The organism is Pseudomonas sp. S1_E05 (assembly GCF_056337105.1).
The window spans coordinates 693229-712487 of the sequence record NZ_JBFRHM010000001.1 but is presented as its reverse complement, the minus strand read 5'-3'; the positions used below and the strand labels follow the sequence as shown (position 1 = coordinate 712487).

At 60.8% G+C, this 19259-nt stretch carries 22 protein-coding genes; 4 read left to right on the top strand and 18 right to left on the bottom strand.

From position 1 onward, the window contains the following. The first annotated feature begins 105 nt into the window (after positions 1–105). Complete coding sequence (locus tag AB4N33_RS03175; RefSeq protein ID WP_368559276.1) at positions 106–423, top strand: DUF2388 domain-containing protein; 318 nt, start codon at positions 106–108, stop codon at positions 421–423. A 79-nt stretch (positions 424–502) separates the two neighbouring features. Here the strand turns inward: AB4N33_RS03175 and AB4N33_RS03170 are convergent, their stop codons facing one another. Together AB4N33_RS03170 and AB4N33_RS03165 are read right to left on the bottom strand one after the other, a co-directional pair. After that, positions 503–1411 carry a pyridoxal-phosphate dependent enzyme gene (locus AB4N33_RS03170; protein WP_476456392.1) on the bottom strand — a complete coding sequence of 303 codons (909 nt, stop codon included), beginning with the start codon at positions 1409–1411 and terminating at the stop codon, positions 503–505. Between the two features lie 69 nt (positions 1412–1480). Further along, positions 1481–2272, bottom strand: coding sequence for an SDR family NAD(P)-dependent oxidoreductase (locus AB4N33_RS03165; RefSeq protein WP_476456391.1), 792 nt, complete (start codon positions 2270–2272; stop codon positions 1481–1483). Positions 2273–2393: 121 nt separating this feature from the next. On the opposite strand from AB4N33_RS03165, the gene AB4N33_RS03160 reads away from it, so the two are divergent. Then, positions 2394–3335, top strand: a complete 942-nt coding sequence (locus tag AB4N33_RS03160) for a GlxA family transcriptional regulator (RefSeq protein WP_476458773.1) — start codon at positions 2394–2396, stop codon at positions 3333–3335. A gap of 98 nt (positions 3336–3433) precedes the next feature. Here the strand turns inward: AB4N33_RS03160 and AB4N33_RS03155 are convergent, their stop codons facing one another. From AB4N33_RS03155 to AB4N33_RS03135, 5 genes are all read right to left on the bottom strand, one after another. Further along, positions 3434–4096 carry an HAD-IA family hydrolase gene (locus AB4N33_RS03155; RefSeq protein WP_476456390.1) on the bottom strand — a complete coding sequence of 221 codons (663 nt, stop codon included), beginning with the start codon at positions 4094–4096 and terminating at the stop codon, positions 3434–3436. Between the two features lie 69 nt (positions 4097–4165). Continuing rightward, on the bottom strand, positions 4166–4576 hold the full coding sequence (locus AB4N33_RS03150) for a response regulator (protein WP_476456389.1): 411 nt from the start codon (positions 4574–4576) through the stop codon (positions 4166–4168). Positions 4577–4714: 138 nt separating this feature from the next. After that, a complete protein-coding gene (locus tag AB4N33_RS03145; protein WP_476456388.1) occupies positions 4715–5011 on the bottom strand; it encodes a pentapeptide MXKDX repeat protein in 297 nt (98 codons plus the stop codon). Positions 5012–5082: 71 nt separating this feature from the next. Next, on the bottom strand, positions 5083–5862 hold the full coding sequence (locus AB4N33_RS03140) for a molybdopterin-dependent oxidoreductase (protein WP_476456387.1): 780 nt from the start codon (positions 5860–5862) through the stop codon (positions 5083–5085). Next, positions 5859–6476: a cytochrome b/b6 domain-containing protein gene (locus tag AB4N33_RS03135; RefSeq protein WP_476456386.1), complete on the bottom strand. Its 618-nt coding sequence runs from the start codon at positions 6474–6476 to the stop codon at positions 5859–5861. Before AB4N33_RS03135 ends, AB4N33_RS03140 begins: the two co-directional genes overlap by 4 nt. Before the next feature lie 172 nt (positions 6477–6648). Between AB4N33_RS03135 and AB4N33_RS03130 the strand changes: the two genes are divergently transcribed. Beyond that, positions 6649–7584, top strand: coding sequence for a class I SAM-dependent methyltransferase (locus AB4N33_RS03130; RefSeq protein ID WP_476456385.1), 936 nt, complete (start codon positions 6649–6651; stop codon positions 7582–7584). On the opposite strand, the gene AB4N33_RS03125 is transcribed toward AB4N33_RS03130, so the two are convergent. From AB4N33_RS03125 to AB4N33_RS03090, 8 genes are all read right to left on the bottom strand, one after another. After that, positions 7585–8265: a GNAT family N-acetyltransferase gene (locus tag AB4N33_RS03125; RefSeq protein WP_476456384.1), complete on the bottom strand. Its 681-nt coding sequence runs from the start codon at positions 8263–8265 to the stop codon at positions 7585–7587. A 101-nt stretch (positions 8266–8366) separates the two neighbouring features. After that, entirely contained in the window at positions 8367–10862 is a 2496-nt protein-coding gene (locus AB4N33_RS03120) for a TonB-dependent siderophore receptor (RefSeq protein ID WP_476456383.1), read from the bottom strand. A 219-nt stretch (positions 10863–11081) separates the two neighbouring features. Next, positions 11082–12011 carry a FecR family protein gene (locus AB4N33_RS03115; RefSeq protein ID WP_476458772.1) on the bottom strand — a complete coding sequence of 310 codons (930 nt, stop codon included), beginning with the start codon at positions 12009–12011 and terminating at the stop codon, positions 11082–11084. Between the two features lie 26 nt (positions 12012–12037). Beyond that, positions 12038–12580, bottom strand: coding sequence for a sigma-70 family RNA polymerase sigma factor (locus AB4N33_RS03110; RefSeq protein ID WP_460141372.1), 543 nt, complete (start codon positions 12578–12580; stop codon positions 12038–12040). Between the two features lie 95 nt (positions 12581–12675). Beyond that, positions 12676–13245 (bottom strand): YceI family protein, encoded by a 570-nt coding sequence (locus AB4N33_RS03105; RefSeq protein ID WP_476456382.1) that lies wholly within the window; start codon positions 13243–13245, stop codon positions 12676–12678. Positions 13246–13287: 42 nt separating this feature from the next. Further along, positions 13288–13749: a MarR family winged helix-turn-helix transcriptional regulator gene (locus tag AB4N33_RS03100; protein ID WP_476456381.1), complete on the bottom strand. Its 462-nt coding sequence runs from the start codon at positions 13747–13749 to the stop codon at positions 13288–13290. 171 nt (positions 13750–13920) lie between these two features. Next, positions 13921–14373, bottom strand: a complete 453-nt coding sequence (locus tag AB4N33_RS03095; RefSeq protein ID WP_460141369.1) for an Ohr family peroxiredoxin — start codon at positions 14371–14373, stop codon at positions 13921–13923. A 213-nt stretch (positions 14374–14586) separates the two neighbouring features. Beyond that, the gene (locus AB4N33_RS03090) at positions 14587–15945 is read right to left on the bottom strand and encodes an MATE family efflux transporter (RefSeq protein WP_476456380.1); all 1359 of its coding nucleotides are present in this window, start codon (positions 15943–15945) and stop codon (positions 14587–14589) included. A 248-nt stretch (positions 15946–16193) separates the two neighbouring features. Here AB4N33_RS03090 and AB4N33_RS03085 point away from each other — a divergent pair, with 248 nt between their 5' ends. Further along, entirely contained in the window at positions 16194–16529 is a 336-nt protein-coding gene (locus AB4N33_RS03085; protein ID WP_460123025.1) for a hypothetical protein, read from the top strand. Positions 16530–16541: 12 nt separating this feature from the next. Here the strand turns inward: AB4N33_RS03085 and AB4N33_RS03080 are convergent, their stop codons facing one another. The 3 genes from AB4N33_RS03080 to AB4N33_RS03070 form a co-directional block, all read right to left on the bottom strand. Beyond that, positions 16542–17033: a DUF2269 family protein gene (locus AB4N33_RS03080; RefSeq protein ID WP_476456379.1), complete on the bottom strand. Its 492-nt coding sequence runs from the start codon at positions 17031–17033 to the stop codon at positions 16542–16544. A gap of 2 nt (positions 17034–17035) precedes the next feature. After that, positions 17036–18163 (bottom strand): saccharopine dehydrogenase NADP-binding domain-containing protein, encoded by a 1128-nt coding sequence (locus AB4N33_RS03075; RefSeq protein WP_476456378.1) that lies wholly within the window; start codon positions 18161–18163, stop codon positions 17036–17038. Positions 18164–18250: 87 nt separating this feature from the next. Next, positions 18251–19207, bottom strand: coding sequence for a threonine dehydratase (locus AB4N33_RS03070; RefSeq protein ID WP_460141365.1), 957 nt, complete (start codon positions 19205–19207; stop codon positions 18251–18253). Positions 19208–19259 lie beyond the last annotated feature (52 nt).

The window sequence follows — 19259 nt, the reverse complement described above, 5'->3', positions numbered from 1 at the left end:
AATGCGATGAATCGGTTTAAAGGAACTCTCTGCGATCACTGGGCATCCTAAGTGATGTGGGACTTCTCTCATGCAGCACGTTTAATGCTTTCGGAGGACACTGTCATGCGCCGTCTGATCATTCTCTCGTCACTTGTGTTGTGCTTACCTTTTGGCTCGGCTTTCGCGAAAGTGGATGCGGGCGATGTCGCCACATCGGCCGGTGTCTCCGCGTCGCTGTATTCAACCTTCAAGGACCATAAACTCATGATCCCTGCCCGGGACGACGCCTCCAGCTTCGTGGCCAGCGGCGGCGCGATTCGTGGCGTTTACCTGGAGTCGGTCATGCAGCAGATTCGCCAGGACAATCCTGGGCTGAATGCCAGCGACGAAGACCTGGCCAGGGCAATCCTGATCCAGGACGGCACCGCCGCCGGCCAATAGCGATAGAACAATCGCGGTGGGGCTTGTGACACTTGGATAGCGTTTCCAGCCCTGCTTCGCGTTGTCTTCGTGGATCCGATCAACGCGCCCAGCCGGCAACCAGTTGCGCACTGATGCTGACGCCGCCGCACACCACGATCACCACGTCATGGGCACCGGTAATGGCCGGATGGTCCAGATACGCAATGGCCAACGAAACGCCACACGCCGGCTCCACCAACTGACGCAAATCGCCGGCGTAACGCACCACGCCCATGATCGCCTCGTCATCGCCGAGCACCACGCAGCGATGAGGAAAGTCGAGGATATGTTGCACTGGCCACGCCGCCACCTGCGCCGCGCCCAGCGAAGTTGCGACAGTGTCGATCCGAGATAACCTGACGGGATGCCCGGCCTTCATCGCCGCTGAAAAAGACGCCGCGCCCAGGGTTTCGCAGGCGATGATGTGGCAATCCAGACGGCCATGACGAATCAGCCCGGTGAGCAATCCGGCCAGCAACCCGCCGCCGCCGACTGATGTCACCAGCGTATCAACCTGCGGACAGTCTTCGAGGATTTCATCGATCATTGTGCTGTGGCCCTCCCACAACACCGGGTGATCAAATGCCGGAACGTACTCGGTTTCTGCCCCAAGGCAGAGCTCCTTCGCGCGCTGATTGGCGTCGTCCCAGACCTTGCCGTGGACGATCACTTCGGCACCCGTGGCGCGAATTTTGGTTCGAGTGGTTTCCGGCGTGGTATGCGGCACCACGATACAGGCCTGCAAATCCAGACGGGCCGCCGCCACCGCCGTGGCAAAACCGGCATTGCCACCCGAGGGGCACACCACTCTGCGCTTGCCTGCCGCCTTGGCCTGGCTGCACAACAGCCCCATACCCCGCAGCTTGAATGAGCCGCTGGGTTGCAGGTTTTCCAGTTTGAGCCAGATCCGCCGGGTGGCCGTAGACAGGGTCGGGTGCAGGATCAGGGGTGTTCGGATGTGCAGCATGACAAGGCTCCAAAAGCACCTTAATCAAGTCTAGTCCACCCTGACACAGAGCTGACCCCGCACGGCATTTCAACGATACCGGGGCGCCGCCGTGGAACTGCCGAACAGTCCCGAAAGCGTTCGGCGCTGCGCCTCGTAAAGGTCCCACTGCTGGCCATCATGCAAACCGGGAATCGTCACCACCTCGCCATTGGCGAACCCTGCCAGTGCAGCGTCGACCATGTCTTCGGCGGACATGACGATCTCCTGTGGCAGGTTTTCCACCGGATTGCCCGCCTCGCTCCAGAAGTCGGTGGCGGTGGCGCCGGGCAGCACCGCTTGAACACGAATGCCCTTGTCGGCCAGTTCATGATGCATGGATTGACTCAGGCTCAGCACGAATGCCTTGGTGCCGCCGTACACGCCATTGAGAATTTCCGGGGCAATGGCCACGATCGAGGAGATATTGATCACCGCGCCGGTGCCACGGGCGACGAACCCCGGCACGACTGCGTAGGCCAGGCGCATCAACGCTGTGACGTTAAGGGTGATCATGTCTTGCATGTCATCCACCGGACTGCCCAGCAAGGGCATGACGCCACCCACCCCGGCGTTGTTGACCAGCAAGGTGATGCTGGCGTCAGTGCGCAGCAGGTCCTCGACCCTCAGCAGGTCGGAGGGGTCTTTGAGATCGGCGGCGACCACCTCGACCGTCCGGCCGGTTTCATTGCTCAAATGGGTCGCCAGCGCATTAAGTTTGGTTCGGCTGCGGGCGACCAGGATGAGGTCGTAGCCCTGACGAGCGAGACGGTCGGCGTAGACCGCGCCAATCCCGGAAGAAGCGCCAGTGATGAGCGCGGTGCCCTTGGTTGAAAGCGTCATGGTCAATTTCCTTCACGATTAGGCGATCATTCGCCGGATGTGAACGTTATAAATCGACTGACACTTGGCTCAAATGACGTTTAAAGTACGTTTTCCGGACATGCAGCTTGAGGATTTCGACATGACAGGCGTGGCGTTCGTGGTATTTGAGGGGTTCCAGTCCATGGCGCTGGCGGCGATGCCGGTGTTCGAATACGCCAACTTCAGCGCGGGTGAAACGCTGTATGACGTGAGCGTGGTGTCCGAGAAAGGGCAAGTGCTGCGGGCTTCCGGGGGATTGAGTGTCGGAACCCAGGCGTTTGATGAGCGGGTATTCGATACCGTCATCGTGGTCGGTGGCGACGCCATTCTCGAGCAGGCTCCCGAGGGTGTTTTGAACTACCTGCGTGCCAGCGTGAAAACCACCCGGCGTACGGCGTCGATCTGCTCCGGAGCCTTCGTGCTGGCCCAGGCCGGCTTGCTCGACGGTCGCCGGGCGACCACCCACTGGGCTTACGCGCGGGAGCTTCAAGCGAGGTTTCCGAAGATCAAGATCGAGGAAGATCGCATCTACGTGATCGACGGTTCGATCTGGACCTCTGCGGGCATGACCGCCGGCATTGACCTGGCACTGGCGATGGTCGAAAAGGACCACGGCGCCGAACTGGCCCGTTCCGTCGCGCAGAAACTGGTGATGTACCACCGCCGCGCGGGCGGTCAGTCCCAGCATTCGGCGATGCTGGAACTGGAGCCCAAATCCGACCGCATCCAGACCGTACTCGGCTATGCCCGGGAGCACCTCGCCCAGGCGCTGTCAGTGGAACAACTGGCGGACGTGGCGCGCCTGAGTCCGCGCCAGTTCAGCCGGGCATTTCGTGCCGAAACCGGCCAGTCGCCGGCCAAGGCCATCGAAAACCTGCGCCTGGAAACGGCGCGGCAGATGCTGGAGCGCGGGCGTTTGACGCTCGATCAGATTGCCGCCGAAACGGGGTTCAAAGATCGACGGCGGATGCGCGAGGCATTTCTCCGGGCCTTCGGCCAACCGCCGCAGGTGATCCGCCGCAGCGCCCGCCTCGCCCTGTAGGAGCGAGCTTGCTCGCGATGACGGCGAGCCAGCCACCACCCATGTGCCAGATCTATCGCCATCGCGAGCAGGCTCGCTCCCACAGAGTGCAATGAGATTCAGCTGGCAATTGCGTTAAGCATCAGCCGCCCCGTGTCATCCCGCTGCACACCCACCCCCTCATAACTCGCCAGAGTCGCATGCGCCGTCTCCAGTGGATGCTCATGGGTCGATGTCATGATCAACAAATCAGCCCCCGCCGCTTCCGCTGCCAATATCCCCACCGTGGCATCTTCGAAAATCAGGCATTCGGTGATGTCGACGTCCAGACGCCTGGCCGCCAGGCGATAGCCCATCGGATCGGGTTTGCCGGCGCTGACATCCTCTGCCGTGACCATGACCGCAGGCTCGGGTATCCCCGCCGCCGCCATGCGTCGCAGCGCCAATGCCCTGGGTGCTGAAGTGACGATAGCCCACTGCCTGGCTGGTAACGACTGGAGGAACTTCGCCGCGCTGGCCACCTCGACAATGCCTTCGACATCCTCGATTTCTGCCTGGGTGATCCATGCGGCCTCAGCTTCGGCATCGATGCCGGGAAGGCCCTGGCGGTTGATGGTATCGATGGCGCGGGCGCCGTGAATGGTCGGCAGGAACGACGCAACATCCACGCCATGGCGCTGGGCCCAGACGGTCCAGATGCGCTCGGCGGCGGCGATGGAATTGAGGACGGTGCCGTCCATATCAAACAGAAAGGCGCGATAGGGTTTGTTAAAGACTGACAAGGGTGCACTTCCTCTGGCGGTAGCCGGACGGTTGATGCCCGGCAATGTAGCATTTGCCAGCGGCGAAACTCACCTTCTGACCGGTCCCGACTTCAAGGCACCCTCGACGCAATCGAGCATCTGCCCCAGCGCCCAGGGTTTCTTGATGAACGACACGTCGTGTCGGACACCGGAACTTTCCGGCGTTTCGAAGCCCGACATGATCATGATCGGCTTCTCGGGCCAGCGGTCGCCGAACTGGTTGGCCAGGTCGGCGCCGTTGAGTGCGCCGGGCATGGTGATGTCCGTCAACAGCAAGGCCACCCTGTTTGCATGCTGCTCCAGATAGTTGGCTGCGTCGTCGGCGCTGACCTGTGGTTCCACTGCAAAACCTTCCTCCTGAAGAATCTCGCAGAGAAACTCCAGGATCAACGGGTCGTCCTCGACAACCAGAATCAACCCGTCCGGAAGGTTCTCGTTCGCCTTCGATACTGGACTCATGATTTTGCCACTCCCTGAATACCTGATGATTTCGCGGTCTCGAACCCGCTGCTTACAGGTATGAGCAGCGGGTTGCGCGGAAATTCACTTTTGATACAGGCAGGGGGTGAAAATCAAGTTTTAGTCAGGTCAGTGGATTTACTGCGACATGGCATCCTTCTTCATGGCGTCCTTGGACATGGCATCTTTTTTCATCCCGTCCTTGGACATGCTGTCCTTTTTCATCGAGTCCTTGGACATTGCATCCTTGGACATGCCGTCTTTTTTCATGGCGTCCCTGGACATTGCATCCTTGGACATGGAGTCCTTGCTCATGCTGTCCTTGCTCATGCTGTCCTTGCTCATGCTGTCCTTGCTCATGGTATCCGCAGCAAAAACACTGGCGGCGCCCATGGCCAGGCACATGGACAGAACGACGGTGGTCAATTTTTTCATGATCAAACTCCTTGAAGCACAGGTTGCGAATGAGCGCAGCACACGCTGCGCGGTGAATGCGTCGGGCGCCGTCAGCTGCCACCGAACCAGTTGTAGCCCTGGTCTTCCCAGTAGCCGCCGCTGTAGGTGTTGCTGACGAAAATCGCCTGGATGTGTTTGGGATTCTTGTAGCCCAGCTTGGTAGGCATGCGCAGCTTCATCGGGAAACCGTATTCACGCGGCAGCACGGCGCCGTCGTAGGTCAGCGCCAGAATGGTTTGCGCGTGGAGCGCAGTGGCCATGTCGATGCTGGTGTAGTAATCGTCGGCGCACTTGAAACCAACATATTTGGCGTCGGTGTCAGCGCCTACGCGCTTGAGGAAATCGCTGAAACGCACGCCGCCCCAACGCCCGATGGCGCTCCAGCCTTCGACGCAGATGTGTCGGGTAATCTGTTCTTGCTGCGCCATGGCGCGCAACTCTTCCAGACGCCAGCTGCGCTTGTCGGCGACCCGCCCGGTGACCTCCAGGCGAAAGCTCTCTTCCTCCACGGTCGGTGCCTCGTCGATACCGTAGAACGCGTTGAAGGGAAACGGCCGAGTGATCATCGACGCCGGATAGGTGGGTGCCATCGCATTGGGATTGAACAGCCAGCCCTGTACCCGATCGTTTAGCCGGGACATCGATGACAATGCGGTTTCGACGCTTTCGTTGTCAGTGATGTTGCAGCCGGACAACAGCGCCACACCGCCGAGTGTCAGGCCACGCATGAGGAACGAACGGCGCGAGCGATCCTCGATCTGCGGGGCGATGATCTTGCGGGCATCCTTGAGGATGGCGTCTTCGTCCAGGCCTTCAATGCGCTTTTTCATACAGGCTCCTTGCGACCGACGATCATGGCCAGCAGCGTTTTCGGGACCAGCGCGACCATCAACAGGTGCACCGCGACAAAGGCGACCAGCAGCGCCATGGCAATGAAATGCACATGCCGCGCCGCTTCGTAGCCACCCAGCAATTCGCGCAGCAGCGCAAACTGCACCGACTTCCACAACACCAGGCCGGACATCACCAGCAGCGCAATGTCGAGTACCACGAACAGGTAGGCGAATCGCTGCACCTGGTTGTAATGGCTCAGGTCAGCGTGCCCCAGTTTCCCGCGCAAGGCGGCCCACAGGTCATGCAGCACTCCTTTGGGGGAAATCGGGAAAAAGCGGCGTTTGAAGCGACCGCTGAACAGGTTGATGATCAGGTAGATCAGGCCGTTGATCGCCAGAAACCACATCGCTGCGAAGTGCCACTGCAAAGCACCGCCGAGCCAGCCACCCAGGGTGATCGACTTCGGGAAACTGAATTCGTAGAGCGGCGAGGCGTTGTAGATCCGCCAGCCGCTGGTGACCATCACCAGCACCGCCAGCGCATTCAGCCAGTGGGTCAACCGCAGCCAGCGTGGGTGGCTGGCCCTGGGTGCAACAGTTGACGGCGACATGTCCGGCTCCAGTGATTGTTGTTCGTTGGGGCCGAGTATGGAGGGGGATTTGTCGCCAAATCCTCACCGAAAGTTAACTTAATTGTGATGAATGGATCCCTGTACCAAACTCGCTCCTACGGGGATTGGTGGTTAAACTTGCGTCCCCCCGCCATCTGCCGACACCGAATCAATGAACACTCAAGCCCTCACCACCCTCCACGATCACCTGCTGACCGCACTGGCAACCGCCCCAGCGGAAACCCGCCGACTGTTTCACGGTCGTGGCCGCTGCTGGCCGGGGCTGGAACAGTTGACTGTCGACTGGATGCAGGGCGTGGTGCTGGTGTCGCTGTTCAAGGAACCCGAGCCTGCGCATCTCGAGGAGTTGAAACAGCGGCTGCTGGAGCTGACCCGATCAGTGCAGTGGACGCAGTCGGGCGCGCATACCCTGGCGCTGCAACATCGCTACCTGCTGCAAAGCACCACCGAGTGGCTGGTCGGGGACGTGATCGAGGACATGACGATCACCGAGGGTGGCCTGCAATATCGGGTCGATCTGGGCCGTAAACAGAACACCGGGTTGTTCCTCGACATGCGTTACGGCCGTGATTGGGTGCGCGCCAACGCCCAGGGCAAACGCGTGTTGAACCTGTTTGCCTACACCTGCGGATTTTCGGTAGCGGCCATTGAGGGTGGCGCCGAACACGTGGTCAACCTCGACATGTCCAGCCCGGCGCTGAACCGTGGCCGCGACAACCATCGGCTCAATGGCCACGACATGAGCAAGGTCAGTTTCCTCGGCCACGACCTGTTCAAATCCTGGGGCAAGGTCATCGGCAAGGGGCCATACGATCTGGTCATCATCGACCCACCGTCTTTCCAGAAAGGCAGCTTTTTGCTGACCAAGGATTACCAGCGGGTGTTGCGCCGCCTGCCGGAACTGCTCACACCCGACGGTAGCGTTCTGGCCTGCATGAACGACCCGGCGTTCGGCGCCGATTTCCTCATCGACGGTGTCACCCGTGAAGCGCCGGGCCTGCAGTTCGAGCAGCGCCTGGAAAACCCGCCGGAGTTTCCCGACGCAGACGTCGAGTGCGGGTTGAAGGCGCTGGTGTTTCGTCGCTGATCAGCCCAGCCGTTCACGCACGAATTCACTGACTTTGTGGGTCAACTGATCCAGATGCCGATCGCGCTGTTTTTCGGCATCGATCATGGCGCGCTTGCCGTGGCGTTGCAGCAGGTAGGTGTGAATCTGCCGCACTTCCAGTGAGCTGTAGATCGACGTGGTGTCGAGCAGCCCTACCCGCCCCGCCGAGCGATAGTCGCGGGTACTCATCAGCACCTGGGTGCCACGGGCACCCAGCAGCGCAAAGCCCATCGACTCGAACCACGGCACCTTGGCCACGGCGCAGGTCAGCTCGGCGTGGGGATAACGAGCCACCATCTCGCGCAGCATCCTGCGCGCCACGCCCTGGCGCCGATGGCCTGCCTGCACGGCCATGTAGGCCACGCTGCACGCCTCGGGATCATCCTGGGTCGGCAGATAGAGCAGGAAGCCCGCTACCGTATCCGGGTCGTCCACATCCGTGGCCACGATCAACTCCACCGCGATCCCCTTCGCTCCGCTCAGCGCTTCCAGATACAGGTGCACCTCATAGCCGATCGTGTACTGGTACACGTTGTACAACAGGTTGCTCGGCGGGATGGCGACCATGCTGATGTCGGTCAGATTATCGACCACCATCTGCAGGATCTGGCTGGACAGGTGCTCGGGGCACGGGGTTTTGAAGTGGGTGATCTGGAACATGAAAGGCACTGCTCTGAGGCTGACGCGAAGGTGCCCATCATAACGTGCTTGAGGCTGATCGTTCCCACGCTCTGCGCGGGAACGATCACTTCACGCCTGTCTCACCACTGGTAAGTCGCACTCGCCTGCACGGTGCGTTGCGCGCCGTACCAGCACCACGAGTACGAATAGCAGGTGGACACGTACTCTTTGTTTGCCAGGTTGCTGGCATTCACGGCCAAGCGCAGGTTGTCCTTGAGGCTCATGACATTGGGGATGTCGTAGTGCACCGCCGCGTCCACCAGCGTGTAGCCCGGCACCTTCAACGTGTTGGCGGCATCGCCCCAGGACGAACCGACGTAACGTGCGCCAGCCCCGACGCCAAAGCCTTTGGCGGCGCCGTCGTGGAAGGTGTAGTCCGCCCAGACCGACGCTGTGTGGCGCGGAATGCCGTAAGTGGTGGTGCCTTTGGCCGACACGGGCGCGCCCACGGCAACGTCGGTCAGCGGCGCGTAGTTGACGGTGCTGTTTGACTTGGTAATGCGGTTGTCGAGGTAAGCATAGGCCGCCGTGATGTCGAGGTTGTCGTTGAGGCTGGCCTTGCCTTCCAGCTCAAAACCTCGGGAGCGCACTTCACCACTTTGTTCCTGGCAACGGCCGTTGCCGCAGAGGTGCGTCGGGTCCGGATCGAGCGTCGGCACGTTGGTCTGCGTCAGGTCGAAGACCGACGCGGTAATGAAGCTGTTGCTGCCCGGTGGCTGATACTTGATACCCATTTCATATTGCTTGCCCTCGGTCGGCTTGAACACCGAGCCGCCGTAGCCGGTCCCCGACTGCGGTTCGAAGGACTCGGTGTAGCTGATGTAGGGTGCCAGGCCGTTGTCGAACAGGTAGACCAGGCCCACGCGACCGGTGAACGCTTCGCTGTCCAGCGAGGTTTTGGTCTTCACATTTCTCTGCAGATTCAGTGAGCTGTTGTGGTTGGTCGCCCAGTCATACCGCCCTCCCAGCAGCAAAACCCATCGGTCCCACTTCAGTTGGTCCTGAAGGTACAGGCCTTTCTGCTGGTTACGCTGGGTGGCGTCGGTGGTGTAGGCCGGCGTGGTGACTGGAGCACCGTACACCGGATCGAAAATATCCAGGGTCGGGCCGGTACCGAAACCGGATTTGGTATCAGTGCTGGTGTTCTGATAATCGCCCCCAAACAGCACGGTGTGCTGCACCGGGCCGGTGTCGAACTTGGCCTGGGCCTGGTTATCCACGGTATAGGAGTCCAGGTTGACATCGGTGGCGATGGTCGACCGGTTGGACGTGCGGTAATCGGCGCGCAGGTTGCTGTGGTAGAGGCTGCGATACTCGCCCTCGCTGCGCAGGTAGCGGGCGTTCTGGCGCAGGGTCCAGACATCGTTGAGGTGGTGCTCGAACAGGTAACCGACAGAGAAATACTGGCGGTCGCTCTTCTCGAAATCCTCATCGCCGTCATAGAAGTCAACATCGATGTCCCGGCCTATCGGGCTGTCGAGTACCGAACCCCATGCGGGCATCGAACCGTAGGACGCGGCTTTCGGGTCTTTCTGGAAATGCCCGAGCAGGGTCAGCGAGGTGTCGTCGCTCGGCCGCCAGGTGAAGGACGAGGAAATCGCCTGACGCTGGGTTTCGGTGTGTTCGAGCTGGCCGTCGGCCTCGTCGTACAGGCCGGCCACCCGATAGGAATAGACCCCTTGATCATCCAGCGGGCCGCTCAGGTCGAAGGTCGTGCGTTTCTTGTTGAAGGTGCCGTACTCAACGCCGATTTCATGGAACGGCGTGTCCAGCGGCCGCTTGCTGACCATGTTGACCACGCCACTCGGGCTGGCCTGGCCGTAGAGCACCGACGATGGGCCGCGCAGCACGTCCACGCGCTCAAGGTCGAACGAATCCTTTTGCGGCGACGCGTCCCGGCTGCCGGGCATGCGCAGGCCGTCCAGGTACACCGCCGGAGAGAACCCGCGAATGGTCATCTGGTCCAGGCGCGAGGCCGTGGAGCCACGACTTTCAGTGACCACGGCGGCGGTGTAGCGCAGGATCTGGTTGAGGCTTTCGGCGCCTTGGGCGCGCATCTGGTCCTTGGTCACCACCGAAATCGACTGCGGGGTTTCGATCAGCGCCGCATCCGTCTTGGTCGCCGACAGCGAGCGGGTTGCCACATAACCTCTCACCGGGCCGGTCGGACTTTCGCTGGCGTAGGCGCCGTTGATGTTGGTCGCTTGTAACTCCAGGGAGCCTTCCACCGGTTCGGGTGCAGGCTCGATGCGATAACGGGTGTCCGAGAGCGCGATGGCATTGAGACCAGTGCCCTGGAGCAATCGGGCCAGTGCCTGGCGGGTGCTGAAGGAACCGTTCAGGCCGTTGCTGCTTTTGCTGCGGGTCAATGCCGGGTCGAAGGCCAATGCCAGGCCCGCTTGCTCGGCCAGGCTGTTGAGTGCCTGGCTCAGATCACCGGCAGCAATTGAAAAACTGTGTACTGCGCTGGCGTGGGCACCAGGGACCGAAGGTTCAACCGCCAGCAGCGGTGTTGCGACAAAAGCCATCGCCACTGAAAGCGCCAGTGGGTGCAACGGACGAACAAAGCGTGACATGGGAAATCCTGCGAAAGGTTAGGCATTACTAACCATGACGGCCATGTCGAAAAAAGAGACAAGGAATGCGATCGATTTGCATTAAATTCTTTCTGCAGCCACCTATTACCCTGTAGGAGCGAGCTTGCTCGCGATGGCGGTGTGTCAGTTGCATTTAAGCTGGCTGACACACTGCCATCGCGAGCAAGCGCGCTCCTACAGAAAGGTGTGATGCAAGCGCTAGCGCCGCTTCACCACCACCAGCCAATCCGTAAACCGCTCCACATCAATGGGCAGATTGTCTGCCAGGGTAGCCAGTGCTGCGTCGGTGTCGTCCAGGCGGAACACGCCGGAAACCCGCAGGCCTTGCAGCGCCTGTTCGTCGAACCGCACCAGGCCGTGCCGATAGCTGGCCAATTCGTGCAGTACTTCGCTCAAGGGTCGGTCGTCGACCTTGAGCAGGCCACGGGTCCAGGCATCCGGGCTGGCGTTGCCGATGGCTTGCGGTTTAGCCACGTCGCCGTCGCGAAGAACGGTCTGCTCACCCGCCTTGACGTTCACTACCTCCCCCGCCCTGGGTTTGGCGGCAACCACCGATTCGAGCACGCTGACCACCGTCGAGCCATCGGCATCACGCTTGACCAAATACCGAGTCCCCAGCGCGGTGGCCGTGCCTTGGTCGGTGCGCACCACGAACGGACGCTGGGCATCCTTGGCCACCTCGACCCACAACTCCCCGGAGAGCAATTCGATCACGCGCTGCTGGCCATCGAATTTCACGTCCAGCGCCGAGTCGCTGTTGAGCTGAACATGGCTGCCGTCCGACAGCACCAGTTCGCGCCGCTCACCGACGCCCGTACGTTGGTCGGCGAGCCAGACCGGCAGGTTATCCAGGCCGATCCAGCCACACATCAACACCCCCAGCAACGCCACAGCCTGCGCACCGCGAGCCGCCATCGTCGGCCGCGGCCGGATAAAGGCCTGCTTGAGGGCGACACGCGCCGGCGCCACCGGCAGTTCATCGAGACTGCCCAGCAACTCGCGCATACGCTCAACAGCCAACGCGTGAAGCGGGTCAGCCTCGCGCCAGAGTTCGAACGCCTCGCGGTCGGCATCCGTCGACAGGTCATCGTGCAGCAAGGTCAACCAATGGGCCGCTGCGTTGATCATGCGATCGGAGGGTTGCTCGAAGGCGTTCAAGGTTGGTCCGCGCTGTACAGGGTGTTGTAGCAATGCACGAGCGCACTGGCGACGTAGTTCTTGACCGTGCTGGCCGAGACGTTCAGCTCGATTGCGATCTCGCTGTAGGTCAGGCCATCGAGACGGCTGAGCAGGAATGCCTCGCGGGACTTGGTCGGCAACCCGGCGAGCATTACAGCGATTTTTTCCAGTGCCTCCAACGCCACATGGACCGCCTCGGGGTCCGGCATGCCGGCCTCCTGCGCCTGGATCGCCAAGGCTTCAAGGTAGGCTTGCTCAATGCGACGACGTCGAGCGCCATCGATCAACAGGCGCCCCGCCGTCGTCGCCAGGAATGCCCGCGGCTCCTTGATGGTGTGCGGTTCGGCAAGGCTGAGCACACGGATGAAGGCGTCATGGGCCAGATCGGCCGCGCGTTGTGAGCAGCCGAGTTTTTTTCGTAGCCAGCCGTGCAACCAGCAATGGTGTGCGCTGTAAAGGTCGGTGAAGGTGCGCTGACGGCGGGAAAAATCATCCTCGGCCACGGAAACATCGGGCATACGAAAAAATTTCTCAAATAAGAAAGATTACCAGTCGCGTAAACGATGACAGCAAAATCATGGCAGGGCAAGCGATCAGATCAATGACAACGCCACTATTGCTGTGGCGCGACCATGCGAAAGCGGATGTTGATGTCATTGGAGACCACGGTGTCGGCAAACTCGCCCTCTCCGATCTTGAAATCGCTGCGCCTGAGGGTCAGTTGGCCGTCGAAGATGCCGATGGATCTATCCGCCTTGAGCAGCACCGGCACGTCTACTACTTGGGTGATGCCCCTGATGGTCAGCGTGCCGGTAATCAGATAGCGGCTGTCGCCGAGGGCTTTCACCGCCGTTGAGGCGAACGTCGCCACGGGTGAATTGGCCGTGTCGAACCAGGCCGGTTTTTTCAGCTCTTCGTTTGCGTCACTGCTGCCGGCGTCAATGCTGTCGAGCTCGATGATCAGCCCGGCATGAGCCGCCGAAGGGTTGGCGGTATCGAAATCCAGTGTGCCCTCGAAACGGCTGAAGGTGCCGTAAACCCGTGAGCTGAATTGGTTATAGGTGAAGGACAGTGTGCTGGCCGTAGCATTGACCTGCGTGTATTCGACGGCATTGGCGCAGGAGAACGCGCCGCAGGCCAGCGCAGCAACCCAGAGGGCGGAGCAGGAAAATCGAGGCTTCATGGGATTCTCCGATCTTGCGCTGCTTGCCTGCGCCGGTGTGGGTCAGTTCGTCGAACGCATTGATTTGATCAGGTTGCTGCGCAGTTTTACAACCGACTGTTGCAGTTGCACGAACTCTGCCGAAGTCAGCCCGGTGGCCTCGGCCAGCCCGCTTTCCGGCTGGTTCTCGCGCAGCGCCCTGCCCTGTTGGGTCAGTTTGATCCGCACCTGCCGCTCGTCCTCGGGGTCACGCTGGCGTTGCAGGTACCCCATCGCCTCCAGTTTTTTCAGGATCGGCGTGAGGGTGTTGGATTCCAGGAACAACTTTTCACCCAGGCTGCCGACGGTCTGATCGTCGGTTTCCCAGAGCGCCACCAAGGTGATGTACTGCGTGTAGGTCAGCCCCAGTTGTTCGAGCAATGGCTTGTAGGCCTTGCCGAATGCCAGGTTGGTGGAATAGACCGCAAAGCACAGGAACTCGGAGAGCTTCAGGTCGGAGGGATCTGGCTTTGCATTGGCGTTCATGGGCTTCCTCGATAACAGGATATTCGCGTTCGGCCGACTATACGTCGTACGCGACAGTGTCGGAAGTGTGATAACGACATACGCCGGCTCAATCTGAAGGATCGAACCGGCGGATGCTTTCGACTTTATTCACATACGCTTTTGTCGCATGCGATTTTTACACTCGAAAAATCAGACCGTCAGCACGTTCAATTCCACGTCGATGTTGCCACGGGTGGCTTTGGAATACGGGCAGATCTGGTCCGCCGTATGCGCCAGCCGAGTCGCAACCTCGTGCGACAGGCCCGGTACGCGCAAGGTCAATCGCGCTTGAAGGAAGTACTCCGAGCCACCCTGCCCCAGGTCGACTTCGATGTCCACCGACAGATCTCCAGGCAACACAACGTTCAAGTCATTGGCCACCAGTCCGACCGCTGCGGTGTAGCACGCCGACCACGCACCCGCGAACAGTTGCTCGGCAGTCGGGTGTGGCTGGGTGGCGGCGAACACATGAGCAGGTTTGGCGCTGCCCGGCGTCGACAAGGTAATGTCGAGAGTGCCGTTGTGGCCGCGTGAGGTGTTGCCGGCGGCGCTGGCGGTGGTGTGGGTTTTGCCGGTGGCCAGCACTTTTTCGATCTTGCTCATGGGGTGAATCCTCTGTAATGCAATGGGTTTGAGTTGTTATCGTGTTCGACTAGATCGCATGCGATGTATTAATACTCGTCGTAACCGTCGGCAGTGTCAATAGCTGGTAAGCCGATCAGACGACCAACGGTATGGCCTGGTTTTCTGTCGGGCAAAAAAATGGGCCACCCCTTCCAGGGCAGCCCATTGTCGTTTCGGCGGTTTTCGTGGTGTCTACACCAATCGCTCGATCTTCTGATGCTTCCACACCCGTTTGTAATACGCCGTCTGCAACAGCAGCATCCCCAGGTAAGCCACCGGGAACGCCATCCACACGCCCGGCAATCCGAAGTGTCCGTCCAGCACGTAGGCAGCCGGTAACTGCACGCCCAGCACGCAGATAATCGAGATCCCCATGGGTACCAGCACCGTGCCGCTGGCGCGCATGATGCCGCCGATGATGGCCTGGAAGCCAAACACCAACAGGCTCCAGAGCATGATGTGCAGCAAGTGTTCTGCCATGGTGCGGGTGGCGTCTTCGGTGAGGAACAGACCGAGCAGCCAGTGCGACAACAGGTAACCCAGCAGCACCAGGCCACCGGTCAGGCAGACGTTGATCCACAACCCTGTGCGCAGTATCGGCCCGATGCGCTCCACCCGTCCCGCGCCAATCGCCTGCGCACCGAGGATCGAGGCAGTGATGGCAATCGACAGTGCTGGAAACTGCACGTAATTGACGATCTGCGTTACCGCGCCATAGGCCGCCGTCGCCTGGGAGCCGTGCTGGTTGACCAGTGCCAGGATCACCAACTCCGACAGCGACAACACCACCATCTGAAGTCCCGTGGGCAAACCGATGCGCAGCACCTTGCCGAGGATTTCCCGGTCCAGGCGCATCGCGGCGAACATCTCACGATCCGGCGCCAAGGGATGGTCGCGTCGGATCAACCGCCACGCCAACCATCCCATCGCCGCGAGGTTACCGACCAACCCGGCATACGCCGCGCTTTGAATCCCCAGTATCGGCAAGCCGAACCAGCCGCGAATCAGAGCCGGGGTCAGCGCCAGGCCGATCAGCGTAGACACCAGCAACGCCATGAGCGGCGACAGCGTGTCGCTGACCCCACGCAGCAATTGGGTGAACAGCACGTAGACCAGCAGCGACGGCATGATCCACAACATCACATGGGCATACGCGACCGCGTCGTCGAGCACATCCGCCGGCGTGCCCAAACCCTGCAATGCGCGTCGGGCGAACACGGTGCCCAGCACTGCGGCGAACAACCCGATGATCGCGCCGAGCAGCAAGGTGGTCGCCGCGATGGTTTTCACCAGATGGGTTTCGCGAGCCCCCCACGCCTGACCGATCAACACCCCTGCCCCGGCGCCGAGGCCGATGACCAGGGCGATGAAAAAGAATACGATGGGAAACATCCCCGACACCGCCGCCAGCGCCTGGGTACCGAGCATCTGGCCAATGTAAATGCTGTTGACCGAGCCTGTCATTGACTGGAGAAAATTGGACAGGACCATAGGGCCCAGAAACAACAGATAGGTTTTCCAGAGGGGTTGTTGGGTGATTGCGGTTTGCATGAAGTGCAAGTCCAGCTCAGACGGCGAGGATCGAATTCTAGAGGATAGCGGTGGTGGGGATGAATATTTTGAAATAACCCGATGGGGCCCTTTGTACGCCTTCCACGGTGAATGGAGGTCAAACGCAAATCTGCAGGAACGAGCTTGCTCGCGATGGAGGCCCAGACACCGCGGGCCTCCAGACAGCCCAGCGTCATCGTTAACGACCCTCGCGGGCAAGCCCGTTTCTACAGAGTCAGGACACCAACATGAGCGAAAAGAAATCGCCCGTCACGCTCAACGAAGACATCTGCGTTCATGTCTTCACCGCCTCGGCGGCCATGGTGGGCGTGTGTATCACCGTGATCGGGATTTTCCAGGTGGTCGGCACCCTGAAAAGTGCCGATTCCATTGGCGATGACCTGCTGGCGATCAACGCCATCCTGTATCTGATCACCACGCTCATGTCCTATTGGTCGCTGCGCACCCGCCAGTTCCAGCGCAATCACTTCATGGAAAAACTGATCGACATCCTGTTCCTGGTCGCCCTGACCTGCACCACGGGGATTGCCGGGTTCATTACGTGGGCGATCACCTTTACCTGAGGCCCTTGCCCCCTACACCACCATCGCGATCAACTGCCCCGGCGTCATCTTCGTCACCATGATCAGCACAATCATGAACATCCCTCCAAACCCCGCGATGCCCATCCAGAACCATTGGCGGTACGCGCTTCGGTAGCCGTCATCCAGCGCTTCGCCCATTGCCACAGCGCTCGACGCCATCCGGCCCAAGCGCTTTTGCAGCACCAGCACCGGCAGCCACAGCGAACCCACGCAGAGGAAGATGACCAGCGCGGTCAGCACCCAATCGGTGCTCAGGGGCAGACCGGCGATTTTTATCAACGCGTAGCCGGTGATGATCTGGATGAAGCCGGCGGGTGTGGTAATCCAGGTGTCGAATCGCACCACCATCCTGGCCACGTGCGCAATCACCTGCGGGTTAGCCGTGCGGCTGGCGGCTATCAGGTACAGGTAGGAGCCCATGCCGAAACCGAACAGGAAAATGGCGGCGATGATGTGCAGGTATTTAAGGCAGAGGTAGAGCATGATCAGTGCGGCTCGTCAGAAAAATGCACGGACAGGCTCAGGTTCTGCGGGTCATTGATGGCGGCCATGTACTCGTCGACGCTGATTTCACCCACGCACGGCCGGGCTCCGGTTGCAGGCGTGAAGCCTTGGGCGATTTTCGCCGCCAGTGCGACCGCCGCACAACTGGGGATCTGTGGCCCCTTGTCATTACGGGCCGTAAGCTGCGCGGTCATGAACAGCGGTTGGTCTTGTGCACCGATGCCGTGAACGTCGATGTACATCGCACTTTTGCCATCCCCCAGCCGCTCGAACCACAACCCCCAACGATGCAGCCTGGCGGCCCACGCAGCATGATCGCGCACGATCCCCATCTTCAGGGCCTGGGCCAGCAGACAGTTGGCGACACCGCCAAGCTTGAGGCCGGAGCCGGCCTTGAAGCTCAGGGTGTGGGCGCCATAACGACCCGCAAATATATCCATGTCGGGCACGTCGACATTGGCCAGCAGCCGATGTCCCAGGTGGGGCATCTTGCGCAACGTCAGGTCTTGCCAGCCGATCACTTCGTGCACTTGGCCGTTCTTGAGCTGGCGGATCGGTTTGCCCGCGTAGGCGAATACACCTTCGACGGTCGACAGCCCCGGCATCTTGGCGGAGGAAGAAATGCCGTGCTCAATGCTGTCGATGCGTTTGAAGCGATGGCGTTGTTCGTCGATGATCGCCGACGACAACGTCGGCACCGAGCTGCAGCCACTGAGAATGGCCACGCCCGCCCGTTTCGCCCGGTCATCGAGCACAGCGATGCCGTTGACGAAGGTTCGGCAATCGGACAGGTCGCAGTAATTCACGCCTGCGTCGATACAGTGCTCGGCGACGGCATAGGATTGGCCCTGGAAAGGGCCACCGGTGTGGACCACCAGTTGAATGTTCAGCGAACGCAGCACAGCGGTGAATGCCGTACCCATCGCATCACCGCACCAGCTCTCGCAGGTACCGCCCGACAGGGCGTTGAGCTCATCGACCTTGCGCTGCAATTTGCGGGGATCACGGCCCGAGATCACCAGGTCGATGCCCGGCATCACCACCAGATGCTGGCAGACGATACTGCCAAAATTCCCGTACCCGCCAATCACCAATACCCTTAACGCCATTCATCTCTTCCCTGAAAAACGGTCGGACAGTTGCCTTCCACGGCGGGGAGCTTTACTGATAATGGCGGGACGGGCAAGTCCAGGGGATTAACCAATCACCTTCGCATACACCGTTCGATCCACATTGCCCCCCGACAAAATCACCCCCACTTTCTTCCCGGCCATCGCTCCGCGCTCCTGCATGAGCGCCGCCAATGCCGCTGCGCCGGCGCCTTCGGCGAGGTTGTGGGTGTCGGTGTAATAAACGCGCATGGCCTCGGCGATCTCCGCATCGTCGACTGAAACGATGCGCGCCGCTCCGGCCAGGTAACGTTCGAAGGCTTCGGGGATGGGTTTGCGCACGGCCAGGCCGTCGGCGAAGGTATTGGCCGAGGCGGTTTCGCACAGGCTGCCGGATTCGAACGATAACTTCGCTGCGGCGGCTTCGGTGGACACCACGCCCACCACTTGAGTGTCCAGGCCCAGCGCATCGCGGGCGGCAATGACCGCGCAGATCCCCGAGCCGCAGCCAATGGGTACGTAGACGGTGTGAAGATCCGGCGCCGCGGTGAACAGCTCCAGCGCATAGGTGGCCACGCCCTTGACCAGTTCAAAGTGGAACGGGGGCACCAGGTACAAGCCTTGCGTCTGTGCCAGGCGTGCGGCCTCTTCCCGGGCTTCATCGAAATCACGACCGAACTCGACCACTTCGCCACCGAAGCCGCGCATGGCGTTGTTCTTTTCCACCGAGTTGCCCAGAGGCACCACGATCAATGCGCGCAGCCCGGCTGCCGCTGCGGCCAGCGCAACGCTCTGGCCATGGTTACCCCGCGTCGCAGAGACAATGCCCTTCACGTTCGGATGCGCCTGTTTGAGCCAGCGCATGAAGGTGATGCCGCCGCGCACCTTGAAGGCGCCGGTCGGCGTATGGTTTTCGTGCTTGACCCACACCGTGCAGCCCAGCCGTTCGGCCAGCAACGGCCAGGCGTACTGGGCGGTCGCGGGCATGACCTGGTAGACGCAGCGAGCCGCCTGTTCGATGTCGTCGCGTGTCAGCGTGTGCATGTGCAACCTCCTGAGAATTTCGCTCAGTCTAGGCAGGAGCACCCTGCGTCGG

Excerpts from the sequence above, each read along its gene's own strand:
- AB4N33_RS03105 (WP_476456382.1), bottom strand. The coding sequence starts at position 13,245 with ATGAAGCCTCGATTTTCCTGCTCCGCCCTCTGGGTTGCTGCGCTGGCC.
- AB4N33_RS03130 (WP_476456385.1), top strand. The coding sequence starts at position 6,649 with ATGAACACTCAAGCCCTCACCACCCTCCACGATCACCTGCTGACCGCA.
- AB4N33_RS03110 (WP_460141372.1), bottom strand. The coding sequence starts at position 12,580 with ATGCCCGATGTTTCCGTGGCCGAGGATGATTTTTCCCGCCGTCAGCGC.
- AB4N33_RS03095 (WP_460141369.1), bottom strand. The coding sequence starts at position 14,373 with ATGAGCAAGATCGAAAAAGTGCTGGCCACCGGCAAAACCCACACCACC.
- AB4N33_RS03085 (WP_460123025.1), top strand. The coding sequence starts at position 16,194 with ATGAGCGAAAAGAAATCGCCCGTCACGCTCAACGAAGACATCTGCGTT.
- AB4N33_RS03090 (WP_476456380.1), bottom strand. The coding sequence starts at position 15,945 with ATGCAAACCGCAATCACCCAACAACCCCTCTGGAAAACCTATCTGTTG.
- AB4N33_RS03175 (WP_368559276.1), top strand. The coding sequence starts at position 106 with ATGCGCCGTCTGATCATTCTCTCGTCACTTGTGTTGTGCTTACCTTTT.
- AB4N33_RS03135 (WP_476456386.1), bottom strand. The coding sequence starts at position 6,476 with ATGTCGCCGTCAACTGTTGCACCCAGGGCCAGCCACCCACGCTGGCTG.
- AB4N33_RS03165 (WP_476456391.1), bottom strand. The coding sequence starts at position 2,272 with ATGACGCTTTCAACCAAGGGCACCGCGCTCATCACTGGCGCTTCTTCC.
- AB4N33_RS03075 (WP_476456378.1), bottom strand. The coding sequence starts at position 18,163 with ATGGCGTTAAGGGTATTGGTGATTGGCGGGTACGGGAATTTTGGCAGT.
- AB4N33_RS03125 (WP_476456384.1), bottom strand. The coding sequence starts at position 8,265 with ATGTTCCAGATCACCCACTTCAAAACCCCGTGCCCCGAGCACCTGTCC.
- AB4N33_RS03145 (WP_476456388.1), bottom strand. The coding sequence starts at position 5,011 with ATGAAAAAATTGACCACCGTCGTTCTGTCCATGTGCCTGGCCATGGGC.
- AB4N33_RS03140 (WP_476456387.1), bottom strand. The coding sequence starts at position 5,862 with ATGAAAAAGCGCATTGAAGGCCTGGACGAAGACGCCATCCTCAAGGAT.
- AB4N33_RS03150 (WP_476456389.1), bottom strand. The coding sequence starts at position 4,576 with ATGAGTCCAGTATCGAAGGCGAACGAGAACCTTCCGGACGGGTTGATT.
- AB4N33_RS03115 (WP_476458772.1), bottom strand. The coding sequence starts at position 12,011 with ATGATCAACGCAGCGGCCCATTGGTTGACCTTGCTGCACGATGACCTG.
- AB4N33_RS03080 (WP_476456379.1), bottom strand. The coding sequence starts at position 17,033 with ATGCTCTACCTCTGCCTTAAATACCTGCACATCATCGCCGCCATTTTC.
- AB4N33_RS03100 (WP_476456381.1), bottom strand. The coding sequence starts at position 13,749 with ATGAACGCCAATGCAAAGCCAGATCCCTCCGACCTGAAGCTCTCCGAG.
- AB4N33_RS03170 (WP_476456392.1), bottom strand. The coding sequence starts at position 1,411 with ATGCTGCACATCCGAACACCCCTGATCCTGCACCCGACCCTGTCTACG.
- AB4N33_RS03070 (WP_460141365.1), bottom strand. The coding sequence starts at position 19,207 with ATGCACACGCTGACACGCGACGACATCGAACAGGCGGCTCGCTGCGTC.
- AB4N33_RS03120 (WP_476456383.1), bottom strand. The coding sequence starts at position 10,862 with ATGTCACGCTTTGTTCGTCCGTTGCACCCACTGGCGCTTTCAGTGGCG.
- AB4N33_RS03160 (WP_476458773.1), top strand. The coding sequence starts at position 2,394 with ATGACAGGCGTGGCGTTCGTGGTATTTGAGGGGTTCCAGTCCATGGCG.